At 35.0% G+C, this 15036-nt stretch carries 14 protein-coding genes, 2 pseudogenes and 2 other annotated features; of the genes and pseudogenes, 14 read left to right on the top strand and 2 right to left on the bottom strand.

What is annotated here, in order from left to right; all coding sequences use genetic code 11:
• Positions 1–95: 95 nt before the first annotated feature.
• Positions 96–860, bottom strand: coding sequence for an alpha/beta fold hydrolase (locus tag ACLBXA_RS20815; protein ID WP_001194308.1), 765 nt, complete (start codon positions 858–860; stop codon positions 96–98).
• A gap of 236 nt (positions 861–1096) precedes the next feature.
• On the opposite strand from ACLBXA_RS20815, the gene ACLBXA_RS20810 reads away from it, so the two are divergent.
• The 9 genes and pseudogenes from ACLBXA_RS20810 to ACLBXA_RS20770 all read left to right on the top strand — a co-directional run bounded on the left by ACLBXA_RS20810 (position 1097) and on the right by ACLBXA_RS20770 (position 8959).
• A complete protein-coding gene (locus ACLBXA_RS20810; RefSeq protein WP_098832518.1) occupies positions 1097–2857 on the top strand; it encodes an ABC transporter ATP-binding protein in 1761 nt (586 codons plus the stop codon).
• A gap of 86 nt (positions 2858–2943) precedes the next feature.
• Positions 2944–3621, top strand: coding sequence for an envelope stress response regulator transcription factor HitR (gene hitR, locus ACLBXA_RS20805; RefSeq protein WP_000612414.1), 678 nt, complete (start codon positions 2944–2946; stop codon positions 3619–3621).
• A complete protein-coding gene (gene hitS / locus ACLBXA_RS20800) occupies positions 3618–4691 on the top strand; it encodes an envelope stress sensor histidine kinase HitS (protein ID WP_017763041.1) in 1074 nt (357 codons plus the stop codon). Before hitR ends, hitS begins: the two co-directional genes overlap by 4 nt.
• 227 nt (positions 4692–4918) lie before the next feature.
• Positions 4919–5638, top strand: a complete 720-nt coding sequence (locus ACLBXA_RS20795; RefSeq protein WP_000818985.1) for a 3-ketoacyl-ACP reductase — start codon at positions 4919–4921, stop codon at positions 5636–5638.
• Positions 5639–5785: 147 nt separating this feature from the next.
• Positions 5786–6190 (top strand): annotated as a pseudogene (locus ACLBXA_RS20790) (O-methyltransferase); the annotation flags it as partial.
• A 147-nt stretch (positions 6191–6337) separates the two neighbouring features.
• Positions 6338–6605: pseudogene (locus ACLBXA_RS20785) on the top strand (O-methyltransferase); the annotation flags it as partial.
• 129 nt (positions 6606–6734) lie between these two features.
• Entirely contained in the window at positions 6735–7604 is an 870-nt protein-coding gene (locus tag ACLBXA_RS20780) for an aminoglycoside 6-adenylyltransferase (protein WP_001258546.1), read from the top strand.
• 118 nt (positions 7605–7722) lie between these two features.
• Positions 7723–8550, top strand: a complete 828-nt coding sequence (locus tag ACLBXA_RS20775) for a peptidoglycan-N-acetylglucosamine deacetylase (RefSeq protein WP_000291206.1) — start codon at positions 7723–7725, stop codon at positions 8548–8550.
• Positions 8551–8620: 70 nt separating this feature from the next.
• Positions 8621–8959 carry an SdpI family protein gene (locus tag ACLBXA_RS20770; protein ID WP_142339318.1) on the top strand — a complete coding sequence of 113 codons (339 nt, stop codon included), beginning with the start codon at positions 8621–8623 and terminating at the stop codon, positions 8957–8959.
• Between the two features lie 52 nt (positions 8960–9011).
• Here the strand turns inward: ACLBXA_RS20770 and ACLBXA_RS20765 are convergent, their stop codons facing one another.
• Positions 9012–9620 carry an NUDIX hydrolase gene (locus ACLBXA_RS20765; RefSeq protein WP_000141355.1) on the bottom strand — a complete coding sequence of 203 codons (609 nt, stop codon included), beginning with the start codon at positions 9618–9620 and terminating at the stop codon, positions 9012–9014.
• Positions 9621–9701: 81 nt separating this feature from the next.
• On the opposite strand from ACLBXA_RS20765, the gene ACLBXA_RS20760 reads away from it, so the two are divergent.
• The 5 genes from ACLBXA_RS20760 to ACLBXA_RS20740 all read left to right on the top strand — a co-directional run bounded on the left by ACLBXA_RS20760 (position 9702) and on the right by ACLBXA_RS20740 (position 14885).
• Positions 9702–10340 carry a pyridoxamine 5'-phosphate oxidase family protein gene (locus ACLBXA_RS20760; RefSeq protein WP_017763042.1) on the top strand — a complete coding sequence of 213 codons (639 nt, stop codon included), beginning with the start codon at positions 9702–9704 and terminating at the stop codon, positions 10338–10340.
• Between the two features lie 233 nt (positions 10341–10573).
• Positions 10574–10805: a binding site (T-box leader), on the top strand.
• A gap of 115 nt (positions 10806–10920) precedes the next feature.
• Positions 10921–11152, top strand: a binding site (T-box leader).
• A gap of 153 nt (positions 11153–11305) precedes the next feature.
• On the top strand, positions 11306–12601 hold the full coding sequence (locus tag ACLBXA_RS20755) for a homoserine dehydrogenase (RefSeq protein WP_079245456.1): 1296 nt from the start codon (positions 11306–11308) through the stop codon (positions 12599–12601).
• A complete protein-coding gene (thrC, locus tag ACLBXA_RS20750; protein ID WP_098832521.1) occupies positions 12594–13652 on the top strand; it encodes a threonine synthase in 1059 nt (352 codons plus the stop codon). Before ACLBXA_RS20755 ends, thrC begins: the two co-directional genes overlap by 8 nt.
• Positions 13649–14542, top strand: coding sequence for a homoserine kinase (gene thrB / locus ACLBXA_RS20745; RefSeq protein WP_000612685.1), 894 nt, complete (start codon positions 13649–13651; stop codon positions 14540–14542). Before thrC ends, thrB begins: the two co-directional genes overlap by 4 nt.
• A gap of 133 nt (positions 14543–14675) precedes the next feature.
• The gene (locus ACLBXA_RS20740; protein WP_001031477.1) at positions 14676–14885 is read left to right on the top strand and encodes a DUF6366 family protein; all 210 of its coding nucleotides are present in this window, start codon (positions 14676–14678) and stop codon (positions 14883–14885) included.
• The last annotated feature ends 151 nt before the right edge of the window (positions 14886–15036 follow it).

The following is a 15036-nucleotide window of genomic DNA, read 5'->3' as shown; positions in this document are numbered from 1 at the left end:
AAGTAGTTTTATATACTTTTCGTATAGAGAAAAGGCTTTCCAAGGAAACTTGGGAAGCCTTTTTATAGTTGAATAAATTGGAAGTTTAATAGTTTTTATTTTAACTTTCCATTTAAAAATCGATCATATAAGTCGTGGAAATAGTTAGGACGAAATAAGTTCGCTGCATGTCCTGCTAAAGGTATTTCCTTGTATAGAACGTTAGGTAAAATAGATTTCAAATCAAATAGACAAGATTTATAGAGATGATCATGCTCTCCCATTACCCATAGTATAGGGTGAGGGAGTGATTTTAATTTAGATTTTAAATCGAATTCTAACCGATGTCGTAATGACTGGGCAATTATGGATGAATGTAATTGTAATCCGAAACGGTAGTAAATATTTCTTGAAATGACTGCGAATGGATTTGCTTTTAGTATACCACTTGGAAAAATAGTATTTGCGTATTGAGAGAGCCATTTAGAGTATTCATCTCCTCGCTTCTCCCAAAAATTTTGAAATACATTATATAAACGAGAAGGGTTATTGTAATGTCCTCCAATATGACAAATACTTAATACTTTTTCTGGATGCATTTGTGCAAAAATTGTAGAGATGTAACAGCCGTAACTTAGTGCACAAATATGAGCTTTTTTAATATTTTCTTGTTCATATAAGTTTAATAATTGATCTACGAGGCGCTGTAATGAAAAGTCGATTGCTTCTCCTTTATCATCACCGTGACCTAATAAGTCATAAGTTATAATGTTGTAGGAGGCAGAAAATCGTTTTTGCTCCTTTTTGAAGGCGCGACGATTACCAACTAACCCATGAATAAAAATAATTGTTTCCTTTTCAGAATGTATATTTGTTTGCAAAAAGGATACTCCTTTCACTAACTGGAGATTTATATCGTGTTGTAAATTATTTATAATTTACATAGAATAATATTAAGTACCAGGTAATAATATCAGATGTTTATATCTGTTGTAAAGATGAGTTTTTATGTATATTTTGTAAAAATAGAAAAAGTGTGTTTACATTCAGTTTACATTTGTATCGTATTCTAATTTTAGAAAGAACAGATTTGTTTAACACGAGGAGATGAACAGGAATGGAAGTTAGAAATGAAATGAAGAAAAAAGGGAGTTGGAGGCAGTTTTTACGCCTTATTCAAGATACAAATCCTCCGAAAGGAATTTTAGTTTTTGCATTATTAATGAGTTTGCTTTCTACGGGAGCGAGTTTATTTATTCCCATGCTAACAAAAGGATTAGTAGATAATTTTTCGCTTTCTTCAATTAGTGCAGGACAAATTGTTGGGTTAGTTGCTTTCTTTGTAATGCAAACTATTGCGGCAGGGTTATCTATATATTTACTAAATTATATTGGGCAGAAGATTGTAGCGGGACTAAGAGAACGTTTGTGGAAAAAGGTACTTATCTTGCCGGTATCTTATTACGATCAAAATAGAACAGGTGATACGATTAGCCGTATGACGAATGATACAGGTGTTGTGAAAACGTTAATTTCTGAGCATTTGTCAAACTTATTAACAGGTGGTATTTCAATTGTTGGATCGTTAATTGTATTATTTGTTTTAGATTGGAAAATGACTGCGTTACTTTTAACGGTTATTCCGTTGTCTGTATTAATTTTAGTTCCACTTGGACGAAAAATGTATAAGATTTCAAAAGCGCTTCAAGATGAAACGGCATCTTTTACAAGTGTGTTAACGCAAGTGTTATCGGAAATTCGTTTAGTGAAATCTTCAAATACAGAAAAAAGAGAATATGAAACGGGTAATACAGGTATACAAAAGTTATTACAATTTGGTTTGAAAGAAGGAAAAGTGCAAGCATTAATTTCGCCAGTTATGTCGTTTGTTTTAATGGCACTACTTGTTATTATCGTAGGATATGGCGGGATGCGAGTTTCTAGCGGTGCATTAACAACTGGTGAACTTGTAGCGTTTATTTTGTATTTAGTTCAAATTATAATGCCGATGAGTCAATTATCTATGTTCTTTACACAATTTCAAAAGGCAATCGGTGCAACGGAAAGAATTAGTACGATTTTAGAATATGAAGTAGAAGATCATGAAACTGGTGTGAAAGTGGCAAATGCTAAGCAGCCGATCGTTCTTGAAAATGTACATTTTGAGTATAACGAAGAAGAGCAAGTTTTGAAAAATATTGATTTCATAATTGAATCTGGAAAAGTGACAGCGATTGTAGGACCAAGTGGTAGTGGGAAAACAACGTTATTCTCATTACTGGAACGTTTTTATGAGCCAACTAGTGGTGCCATTAAATTAGGAAAAGAATCAATTACGAGTTATTCATTACAGTCATGGCGACGTCAAATCGGTTACGTATCACAAGATAGTCCGTTAATCGATGGAACGATTCGTGATAATATTTGTTACGGTGTTGAAGGCGAAGTAACGGATGAAGAAATTGAAAAAGTAGCAGCAATGGCATATGTTGATGCATTTATTCATGACTTACCAAACGGTTATGCAACAGAAGTTGGAGAACGCGGTGTGAAGCTTTCTGGTGGACAAAGACAGCGAATTGCCATTGCCCGAGCGTTACTTCGAAATCCGCAAATTCTTATGCTAGATGAGGCAACTTCAAGCTTAGATAGTAAATCTGAGTCTGTCGTTCAAAAAGCGTTAAATAACTTAATGAAAGGCAGAACAACGTTAGTGATTGCGCATAGACTTTCTACTGTTGTAGATGCAGATAAAATTATCTTTATTGAGAAAGGGAATCTTACAGGTAGTGGTACGCATGATGAATTATTACAGACGCATGATATGTATCGTGAGTTTGCAACGCAACAATTGAAAATTAAAGAGGGTGCCTTATAAAATGAATCATCAGCGGGGATTTTACTCCATTGATGATTCATTTTTAAAAAATATATTAGATGCTAAGTAGAAAGGAAATGGTTCCTTTGATACCTAAAATTTTAATAGTAGATGACGATCCACACATTAGAGAACTCGTTTCTGTATTTTTAGAACGAGAAGGTTTTCAAACATATGAGGCAATTGATGGAGTAGATGCACTTCAGAAAATGGATGACGTAAAAGTCGATATGGTTATTCTTGATATCATGATGCCAAATATGGATGGATTTGATGTATGTTTTGAATTAAGAAAATACTATGATATCCCGGTGCTGATGCTAACTGCCAAAGGGGAAACATCACAAAAAGTAAAAGGATTTCACCTTGGGACAGATGACTATCTTGTAAAGCCATTTGACCCTATAGAACTAGTAGTGAGAGTAAAGGCATTGTTAAAACGTTACCAAATTACAGTTTCGCAATCGATTCAAGTTGGAAATGTATTATTAAATCGTAAAACATTCGAAGTTACATCTGGAGAACAAACGGTTACGTTACCGTTAAAAGAATTTGAGCTGCTCTTTACTTTAGGGTCTAAATCGGGAAGAACTTGTTCGAGAGAACAATTAATTGAAGAAATATGGGGATATGATTTTGAAGGGAATGAACGTACACTAGACGTTCATATTAATCGGTTACGTGAGAAGTTTCAAGAAGAGCAGTCGAAATTTAGTATTAAAACAATAAGAGGATTAGGGTATCGCTTAGAGGTAAGTAAATGAGAAAAAGAAAACGAATGAGTAAGTTGAAGATGCTGAAAGTATTTGGAGCGGTATTAGCGCTCTTTTCTTTTCTTACTATCATTTGGTCTATCGCATTTTATGTAGCAACTAGTTTATTGAATGCTTTTGACGTAAACGTATCGCCGTTTGTTGCCTTTCTAATTAGTGATATGGTCGGTTTTGTATTTATTATTCTTATTTGGACATTAATTGGAATATTAATGAGGCCAAAACGAGAGGCAATGATTTGGACTATTATTGAACCGATACAAAAAATTGCAAAAGGAGACTTCTCCGTAAAAATACGAAATGAAGAAAAGTATGATGGAGAAATTGGCGTGCTCGTAAAAAGTATAAATGATATGACAGATGAACTGAATACGATGGAGAAAATGAGACAAGAATTTGTATCAAATGTTTCTCATGAAATACAGTCACCATTAACTTCTATAAAAGGATTTGCTAGAGCACTACAAGACGATAATCTTTCTGAGGAAAAAAGAAAGCATTATCTTACCATTATTGAAACTGAAACAACGAGATTATCTAAACTAAGTCAAAATTTACTAAAGCTAACTCTTTTAGAATCCGAAGAGTATACACCAGAAAGAGTGAGCTATAGATTAGATCAACAGTTAAAGCAAATTGTGTTAAATAGTGAACCACTCTGGGCTGAAAAAGAAATTGAATTAGATCTTGATTTAGAGAAAGTCCATGTAACTGCAGACCAAGAAAGTATGAGTCAAGTGTGGATTAATTTAATTCATAATAGCATTAAATTTACTCCAAGCGGTGGTACAATTACTATTCAGTTAAAGGAACATGAGACAGTAGTGGAAGTGCGTATCTGTGATTCAGGAATTGGTATATCAGAAGAACAGAAACAACATATTTTTGAGCGTTTTTATAAAGCGGATTCTTCACGAAATCGTGCCTATGGAGGAAGTGGCTTAGGTTTAGCTATTGTAAAGAAAGTACTCGACCTTCATCAAGGAGAGATAAAAGTGGAGAGTGAGGAAGGAAAAGGTACTGAATTTATTGTGCGTATTCCTAATTATGAAGAAAAATAGTGTAGTGATAAAGAACCATTTTTTATTTCATACGCAGACACTCTTTTATGAGGAGGGTGTCTTTATTTTGCATGAATAATGATAAATACGTGCAATGAATGCATAGTAATTTTCTATAGTTACCTACAAGTAACCTACGCACATGAAAGTGCATCATTGCCTTTTTACATAAACATAGATACAATTTTAATATAATACATAACTGAGATGATTAAGGAGTGTTATACTTGGCAGAATTATTACAAGGCAAAAATGCTTTAATTACAGGAGCAGGTAGAGGGATTGGTCGCGCTGTCGCAATTGCATTAGCGAAAGAAGGCGTAAATGTAGGCCTATTAGCTCGTTCAGAAGAAAACTTAAAAGCTGTAGCGAAAGAAGTAGAAGCAGAAGGCGTAAAAGCTGTTATTGCAACTGCTGATGTTTCTTCATACGAAGAAGTGACTACTGCGATTGAAACGTTAAAAAATGGTTTAGGATCTATCGATATTTTAATTAATAACGCTGGTATTTCTAAGTTTGGTAAGTTTTTAGAACTAGACGTTGCTGATTGGGAAAAAATCATTCAAGTAAACTTAATGGGTGTATACTATGCAACTCGTGCTGCTTTACCGAGCATGATTGAACAACAATCTGGTGATATCATTAACATTTCATCTACAGCAGGACAAAAAGGTGCACCTGTAACAAGTGCATATAGTGCTTCTAAATTTGGTGTTCTTGGTTTAACTGAATCGTTAGCGATGGAAGTTCGTAAGCATAACATTCGTGTAACAGCTTTAACACCAAGTACAGTAGCAACTGATATGGCTGTAGATTTAGGATTAACTGATGGAAACCCTGATAAAGTAATGCAAGCAGAAGATATTGCAGAATTTATCGTAGCGCAGCTAAAATTAAATAAACGTACATTTATTAAATCTGCTGGGCTTTGGTCTACTAATCCATAGGAATTAAATTTAACTTTAAAAGAAGGGATATCTATTCTGTAAGGGGGAGATGTCCCTTCTTTATTTTTTGTATTTGAGACAGAATTTTCGGTATAATTAAAAGTGAATGGTAGAAAGCGTTGGGAAATTGAAAGGGATGGTATTTACATGAGTACAATTGAGAAATGGACGGCTGTTGATCAATATATGAGTGATGTATTAATACCGAAAGATTCTACATTAGAAAGGGTCCTTCAAGCGAATGCTGCAGCTAATTTACCGGCACATGATGTATCGCCAACGCAAGGGAAGTTTTTACAACTATTAGTACAAATTCAAGGAGCTCGAAACATTTTGGAAATTGGTACTCCAGGCGGATATAGCACGATATGGATTGCAAGGGGCTTACCATCTGGAGGCCAAGTTGTTACATTGGAAGCAAATGAAAAACATGCAGAAATTGCACGTAGCAATATTGAACGTGCTAATTTGAATGATAAAATTGAAATACGAACAGGATTAGCGTTAGATTCTTTACAACAAATAGAAAATGAGAAGCATGAACCTTTTGATTTTATCCCGCATTAACGGGCAGTAAGACTCCCACCTCAAAGGTCGGCTGGAGCAAAGAAGTTAGGTGGGAGATCAACTGCCCGTTAATGCCCGATTGGTTCAACTAATAATCAGTGGGGATGAACCCCCCACTGATTAAAGTTTCACTTTATTTTCATAGATGCTGATAAACAAAATAATCCGACTTATTTTTGAATGGGCACTGAAACTATCACGCCCTGGTACCGTAATTATTGGAGATAATGTAGTACGTGAAGGAGAAGTTATTAATGATACTAGTAACGATCCTCGTGTACAAAGGATACGTCGTTTCTATGAATTAATAGCTGCAGAGCCACGTGTTAGTGCTACAGCGCTTCAAACTGTCGGAAGTAAGGGATACGATGGATTTGTAATGGCAATCGTAAAAGAATGATGTAAGGAGACAGGTGGAATGAAAAAGATGTTTGAAAAATTATAACATGTATCGTGTATAACGAGATTAGCTCGTGGCCCTCCAGTATAGCACTATATTATATATTAAAAAATTGGAGGTTGTGAGTAGATGAGAACTGAAAAAGAAATGTTAGACGTAATTATAAATACAGCAATAGAGGATGAAAGAATTCGAGCAGTTATCATGAATGGATCGCGTGTAAATCCAAATGTGAAAAGAGATTGTTTTCAAGACTATGATATTATGTATGTTGTAAATGATATACAATCTTTTACGTCTAATCATAATTGGGTTCATAGATTTGGAGAAATAATGATAGTACAAATGCCAGAAGAAATGTCGTTAGTTCAACCAGATGAAGATGGAAAGTTTCCGTATTTAATGCAGTTCATGGATGGGAATCGGATTGATTTAACGCTAGTTCCAGTTGAGTTAATAAAAAAGTTCGTTGGACAAGATAGTTTAAGTAAACTGCTTCTTGATAAAGATAATTGTCTGGAAGAATTCCCACCAGCAAGTGATAAAGATTACTTAGTAAAAAAGCCTACAGAAAAAGAGTTTTTAGATTGTTGTAATGAATTTTGGTGGTGTAGTACGAATATCGCAAAAGGGTTATGGCGAGAGGAACTTTCTTATGCAAAAGGAATGCTTGAAGGACCAGTGCGAGATATGTTCATCGTAATGCTAGAATGGTATATTGGTATGAAAACAGACTTTACAGTTAATACAGGGAAGTTTGGAAAGCATTTCGAGCAATATATTGAAGAAGATATGTGGGAGCAATTTAAAAGGACATTTTCTAATGCAGAATATGAAAATATATGGGAGTCATTCTTTGTTATGGGTGATTTATTTAGAGAAGTGGCGAACGAAATTGCTAACACATATGAATATCAATATCCGCAAGATGATGATAAAGTGACGAACTATTTAAAACATGTGAAAGCTTTGCCAAAAGATAGTACATCAATTTATTAATAATATAAAGCAGTAAGACTGTCCTAATTAAGGACAGTCTTATTTTTGTTTATGAATAACAATTTCTCTAACAAAGTGCAGATGAATCACATATGAAAATTTAGGGAGGTTTTTTATCATGTATTATTTTTATTCGCCAGAAATGTTTGCTCCATATCAATGGGGACTAGAACGAGATGTTTCGTATGCTTATATGCCATATAACTCACTTTATTATGGAGAATATATAAGCGCATTGCCATACGCATATATCCCTCAAAGCTATGAAGTACAAATGAAAGTAGATGATCGTGGATCGTGGACACCATTTTCATGGGTTGAAAAATATGCGTACGCATTTTCAGGACCGTATAATAAAGCGGAAGTAGCTCTTACATTTGATGATGGACCAGATTCAGAATTCACGCCAAAAATATTAGATAAGTTAAAACAACATAATGTAAAAGCTACTTTTTTCTTACTTGGTGAAAACGCAGAAAAATTTCCGAACGTAGTAAAGCGTATTGCAAATGAAGGGCATGTAATTGGTAATCATACGTATAGTCATCCAAATTTAGCGAAAGTAAATGAGGATGAGTACCGTAATCAAATTATAAAAACAGAAGAAATATTAAATCGTTTAGCTGGTTATGCACCAAAGTTTATACGTCCGCCATACGGTGAAATACTTGAAAATCAATTGAAGTGGGCGACAGAGCAAAATTTTATGATTGTACAGTGGAGTGTTGATACAGTTGATTGGAAAGGTGTAAGCGCTGATACGATTACAAATAATGTATTAGGGAATTCATTTCCAGGAAGTGTCATCCTTCAACATTCAACACCGGGTGGGCATCTACAAGGATCTGTAGATGCACTAGACAAAATCATTCCGCAGTTAAAAACGAAAGGGGCACGTTTTGTAACACTTCCGAGTATGTTCCAGACATCAAAAGAAAGAAATTGAATGTGTTATAAATTGGAAAAAAAGGGGTCGTGTCGTATAATGAGGGTGTAAGTTAGGGGGGGGATAATTGATCTATGCATTAGTAAACGTAGGAATAAGCATATTGATCGGTGTTATATTTATACTTGCTGCAATTATCCTTCAAAAAAATCCACCAACGGATATTAATGCAGCATATGGTTATCGTACGAAACGATCCATGAAAAATAAGGAATTATGGGATGCGGGTAATAGGTATAGTGCAGAAGTGATGAAGCGAAACGGATTCATCATGATGTTAATTGGAAGTATTATTAGTATACTGTTTAGATATCCACATACAACAGCAGTGATTATGGCGGTCATGGTATTGTTAATCATTCACTTATTTAGGCGAGTAGAGAAGAGATTAAAGACAATTGAACAATGATGATAAGGAAAATAGGACTCTCAGTCAACGATAGATAGGAGTCCTATTATATTTACAAACTATTATTTTTTAGTAGTTCTTTTCCTTGTTCAACAACAAATTCATAGTATGCAAGATCATACGGATAAATATCTTCAAATGTTATCGTAATCGGTTTATTGTTTAGGACTGAAATCGTCGTTAAAGATGAAATCTCTCCTTTTAATAGTTGTAGAAAAGGAGTTGTATGTACTTTCATCACATCGTCTACTTCTTCACCTGGTGCGAATGGAAGTGGATTGTTGACATTGTGAAAATACATATGACAAAATTCACGATCAGTAAGATTTGAAATTTCATAATCTATTTTAAAGATGCCTTTGTATATTAAATCAGTAGTTTGAAAGGAAAGCCCCAATTCTTCTTCGATTTCACGTAGGCCACCAATTTGTACATCTTCATCATGCATAATATGTCCAGCTGAAGTAATATCCCATATACATGGAGCTTCTTTTTTATTTTTAGAGCGTAATTGGAAATATAAGAACATATCTTCATTATCTTTTTCTACAAACCAACAATGAAATGTTTCGTGCCAATCACCGTCACGATGCACTTCGTCACGTAATTTCTTCCCAAGTGTATTTCTTTCAGGATCAAATATTGTTAACCACTCTGTCATTTTAATTCCCCTTTCCTCAAATTTTATTATACAATATTTGTATTGAATTTTGGGAAAATAAAGAAAAAGGAGTGGTTATAAGTGGAGATAGAGCGTATGGAAATAAAATCGATTATTTCAACAGAGGAAGAGTTACGGAAAATATTGGGGCAACCAAGTGAGCGAGCATTGAAAAAAGTTATTTCATCATTAGACCACCATTGCATAGATTTTCTTTCTAAATCTCCTTTTCTAGTATTATCTACTGCAAATAAGTTGGGGGAGTGTGACGCCTCGCCGAGAGGAGACGCACCTGGATTTGTTTACATATTAAATAATAGTAAAATTATTATTCCGGAAAGACCAGGAAACCGCCGTATAGACTCCATTTTGAATATTATTTCCAATCCAAGTGTAGGATTAATCTTTTTTATTCCAGGTCTTGGGGAGACACTCAGAATAAATGGCCGAGCGTATATTACAAACGACGAAGAAGTTTTGAAAGAAATGCAGGCGAATGGACGTAATCCATTGCTTGGAATTGTTGTTGAAATAGAAGAGTGTTATATTCATTGTGCAAAAGCTTTTATTCGTTCTAAGATGTGGGATCCAGAATCTTGGTTAAATAAAAAAGAGTTACCTTCAGCAGCAAAAATGTTACTGGAGCATGCGAAAGTGAATACTTCAGAAGAAGATGTTGCACGTTCTTTAGAAGAAAGTTATACAAAAAGATTGTATTAAAAATTTTATTGATATAGTTTTGTGGAGCGGATATGTACGGGTTTTAGAATGGGGAATTTATATACGAACCGTTGATTTACAAACTGGAAAAATAACAAAATAGGTAAATTGAGTGGCGGTTGCATAATGTTATTGTGAAATATAATAAAAAAATTTCTTAAAAATAGTTAGTAAAAATAGGCTTGCTTTTTAAAAAGTTGATAACTATAATAAGTTAACAAATAGACATGAACGAAAAAGTAACGATAAGGACAAGAAATCATTTTTACGGTTTACAGAGAGGGAAGCCAAGGGTGTGAGCTTCCTAACACGAGAAATGATTTTACCACCTTTGAACTTCAATAGTGAACGAGTAATCTAGTAATTATTGACGGTATCAGCCGTTATCTGAACTTGAGCAATCTAGAAGGAGATATGTCTAGATTGGAACAAGGGTGGAACCACGAAAACACATTCGTCCCTTTCCTAGGGATGAGTGTGTTTTTTTACGACCTTAGAGATTGAAAATTTAAAATAATTAAAAAATAGTATTGATTTTGTTTTTTATGCGAGTATAATGAGTTAACAAATAAACATGAACGAAAAAGTAACGATAAGGACAAGAAATCATTTTTACGGTTTACAGAGAGGGAAGCCAAGGGTGTGAGCTTCCTAACACGAGAAATGATTTTACCACCTTTGAACTTCAATAGTGAACGAGTAATCTAGTAATTATTGACGGTATCAGCCGTTATCTGAACTTGAGCAATCTAGAAGGAGATACGTCTAGATTGGAACAAGGGTGGAACCACGAAAACACATTCGTCCCTTTCCTAGGGATGAGTGTGTTTTTTATTACTTTGAAGGGAGGTGCGGTAACATGAAACTATTTATACGTATGGAAATAACCACCACCTGCATAATTAAAAAGCAGAGCAAGGTGATTGATAGAGATAAATAATAAAATTGTAGGAGGAGATTAGAAGATGAATAACGTTATAAATGTTGGGGTATTAGGTTTAGGTACGGTCGGAAGTGGTGTTGTTCATATTTTGAAAGAACATTATAAAAAAATCGCTCTTGATACAGGATACGAAGTGAAAGCGAAAACAGTCGTTGTACGTGATTTGGAAAAAGAACGCGATGTTTGTATTGACGGAATTGCAGTCACAAGTCATGCAGATGAAGTTCTAAATGATTCAAATATTGATATTGTAGTAGAGGTAATGGGCGGAATTGAAGAAGCAAAACAGCATATTGTTAAGGCTTTAGAAAATAAAAAACATGTCGTAACAGCAAATAAAGATTTAATGGCTGTATATGGTGCAGAGCTTCTTCAACTGGCAAATGATAATGATTGTGATTTATGTTATGAAGCGAGCGTAGCAGGCGGTATTCCAGTGTTAAGAGGACTAACTGACGGGCTAGCATCAGATCAAATTGAAAAAATAATGGGAATTGTAAATGGTACAACAAATTATATGTTAACAAAAATGAGTCAAAATGGGTGGTCTTATGAAGAGGCTTTACAGGAAGCGCAAAAATTAGGTTTTGCAGAATCGGATCCGACAGCAGATGTAGATGGACTAGATGCGGCGAGAAAGGTAGCAATTCTTGCAAACTTAGGTTTTTCGATGAATGTTTCATTAGATGATGTGCAAGTAAGAGGGATTCGAAAGGTCGAAAAAGAAGATTTACAAATGGCTGAAAAGTTAGGATTTACTATGAAGTTAATTGGGAAAGCAGAAAAACAAGGATCAGCCATTCATTTAAGTGTAGAACCGACACTTTTACCAAGTCGTCATCCATTATCGAATGTAAATAATGAATTTAATGCAGTATATGTTCACGGTCAAGCGGTAGGAGAAGTAATGTTTTACGGACCTGGAGCTGGAAAGTTGCCAACTGGTTCTGCTGTAGTAAGTGATATTATTTCCATCGTTAAAAATATGAATCAAGTGCCGAAAAATAAAAGTGCGTTAAAAGAACCAGTTCCTTATGAATTACAAGGTGATGAAGAAGTAGTTTCGAAATATTTCTTGCGTATTTCATTACGAGATGAGCCTGGGATGTTGCAAAAAGTAACAGAATGTTTCGTTAATTATTCTGTAAGTTTAAAAGAAGTTATTCAATTACCTTTAAACCGTGAACTGGCAGAAGTTGTTGTTGTGACACATCAAACTTCCAAGTATCAATTCGAACGAGTTTTAGGAGCGATAGAAGCTGTCGCAAGTGAAATAAACAGTTACTACATTATTGAGGAGGAAAAACAATATGTATAAAGGACTATTAAAACAATATGCTTCTTATTTACCGGTGAATGAAAACACACCTGATGTCAGTTTAATGGAAGGAAACACACCCCTTATTCCGTTATTAAATATATCAAAGCAATTAGGGATTCAGCTATATGGTAAGTACGAAGGAGCGAATCCGACAGGTTCTTTTAAAGATCGTGGTATGGTGATGGCAGTTGCTAAGGCGAAAGAAGAAGGTTCAGAAGCAATCATTTGTGCATCAACAGGTAATACATCAGCATCAGCTGCAGCATATGCGGCACGTCTTGGGATGAAATGTATAATCGTCATCCCTGAAGGAAAGATTGCGCATGGAAAATTAGCGCAAGCGGTCGCTTATGGAGCTGAAATTATTTCAATAGAAGGGAATTTCGATGATGCACTTAAGGCTGTAAGAAATATTGCTGCAGAAGAGCCGATTACATTAGTAAATTCAGTGAACCCTTATCGAATTGAAGGGCAAAAAACGGCAGCATTTGAAATTTGTGACCAATTGCAAAATGCACCAGATGTTCTAGCTATCCCTGTTGGGAACGCAGGGAATATTACAGCATATTGGAAAGGCTTCTGTGAATATGAGAAAGAAAAAGGTTATAAGAAGCCAAGAATTCATGGCTTTGAAGCTGAAGGAGCAGCTGCAATTGTAAAAGGGCATATAATTGAAGAGCCTGAAACAATTGCAACAGCGATTCGCATTGGTAACCCAGCAAGTTGGTCGTATGCAGTAGAGGCTGCCGAGCAGTCTTGTGGTGAAATAGATATGGTATCAGATGAAGAAATTTTATATGCGTATAGGTTATTAGCAAAAACTGAAGGAGTTTTCGCTGAACCAGGATCAAATGCTTCATTAGCCGGCGTAATTAAACATGTTCAATCTGGAAAAATCAAAGAGGGAGAAACAGTTGTTGCAGTATTAACTGGAAATGGTTTGAAGGATCCTGATATCGCTATTTCTTCAAATCAACTAGACATCGCAAGTTTGTCAAATAATATAGGACAAATTAAAGATCATATTAAAGGGGTGATTATGTCGTGATACCATTAAGCGTTCGTGTCCCTGCTAGTACGGCGAATGTTGGTCCTGGATTTGATTCAGTTGGAATAGCTTTGTCATTGTATTTAGATGTGGTGGTTAAAGAAAAAGCTGATAAGTGGCAAGTAATCCATTCCTTTGAAGAATCAATTCCGACAGACGATAAAAATTTAATCGTTAGCACGGCATGTAAAGTATGTCCTTCTATATCACCCCATATAATAGAAGTTACTAGCAATATCCCATTAACGAGAGGGCTAGGAAGTAGTGCATCAGCGATTGTAGCTGGGATAGAGGTTGCGAATCAACTAGGTGATTTGAACTTAACTGCTGATCAAAAAGTTCAAATTGCTACAAATTTTGAAGGACATCCTGATAATGTTGCTGCTTCTATATTAGGTGGAACTGTAATCGGAGCACTTGATGGAAAGGATATTTCCGTCGTAAGAATTGAGAGCAAGGAATTAGGGGTAATTTCTCTTATTCCGAATGAAGAATTAAATACAGATGAAAGTCGATCTGTATTACCAAAGATGTTTCCGTTTCATGAGGCAGTTAAAGCTAGTGCGATAAGTAACGTATTAGTAGCTGCATTATGTCAAAAGCGGTGGGAAGTTGTAGGTGAAATGATGGAGAGAGACCATTTTCACGAGCCATATCGTTTAGAACTCGTACCGTTATTACCATCTATTCGTAAATGCGCAAAAGAATTTGGTGCGTACGGCACAGCACTTAGCGGTGCGGGACCATCTATTTTTATATTAACGCCATATGAGAAACGTCAAGAAATCGCTGAGCAATTAGCGAGAGTATTTACAGATATGAAAGTATGTGAGCTTGAAATCGACCATAAAGGTATTATTGTAAATAAGGAAGAGCATATTGGATTATAAAGAAAGCTGGCATGGCTAGCTTTCTTTACGTTGCAAACCTATTTTAAATTGGGTTTTTTCGGAAAAAAATATAAAACAAATGTTGATTTTGAATAATGTAAGTAAAGAGTGCATTCATTTTGGAGGTGATTAAATGAATAAAGAGTCACCAGAAGAAAAAAGAGAGCGTATGAGACAAAGTGAATTAAAAAGTAATCCTACGGGTTCTTTACATGACGGACTCAATAGAGCGGAAGCAGGTAGTCTAGTTGATATAGCCGGCGGTATGAATTGGAAAGGTACAGGGATAATCATTTTAGTACTACTTTTAGGATACATTGTATACACTTATTTTTTCAGTTAAAGAATGCTTGTTAAAATTTTGATTTGTTTAGTTTCATAATTGTTGAGAAAAAATGCAGTTACTGTATTACATATCTTCTAAGCGAATTATAGTTGTTCATATCAACTTTTAATACTCCAAATAGAGCTAGCAAAATGCTAGCTCTATTATT

This window comes from Bacillus sp. D48C, assembly GCF_053345735.1.
This window is presented reverse-complemented; position numbering and strand designations above follow the sequence as displayed.

Coding starts and splice junctions, on each gene's coding strand:
- ACLBXA_RS20810 (WP_098832518.1), top strand. CDS start 1,097: ATGGAAGTTAGAAATGAAATGAAGAAAAAAGGGAGTTGGAGGCAGTTT.
- ACLBXA_RS20740 (WP_001031477.1), top strand. CDS start 14,676: ATGAATAAAGAGTCACCAGAAGAAAAAAGAGAGCGTATGAGACAAAGT.
- ACLBXA_RS20755 (WP_079245456.1), top strand. CDS start 11,306: ATGAATAACGTTATAAATGTTGGGGTATTAGGTTTAGGTACGGTCGGA.
- ACLBXA_RS20780 (WP_001258546.1), top strand. CDS start 6,735: ATGAGAACTGAAAAAGAAATGTTAGACGTAATTATAAATACAGCAATA.
- thrC (WP_098832521.1), top strand. CDS start 12,594: ATGTATAAAGGACTATTAAAACAATATGCTTCTTATTTACCGGTGAAT.
- ACLBXA_RS20775 (WP_000291206.1), top strand. CDS start 7,723: ATGTATTATTTTTATTCGCCAGAAATGTTTGCTCCATATCAATGGGGA.
- hitS (WP_017763041.1), top strand. CDS start 3,618: ATGAGAAAAAGAAAACGAATGAGTAAGTTGAAGATGCTGAAAGTATTT.
- ACLBXA_RS20765 (WP_000141355.1), bottom strand. CDS start 9,620: ATGACAGAGTGGTTAACAATATTTGATCCTGAAAGAAATACACTTGGG.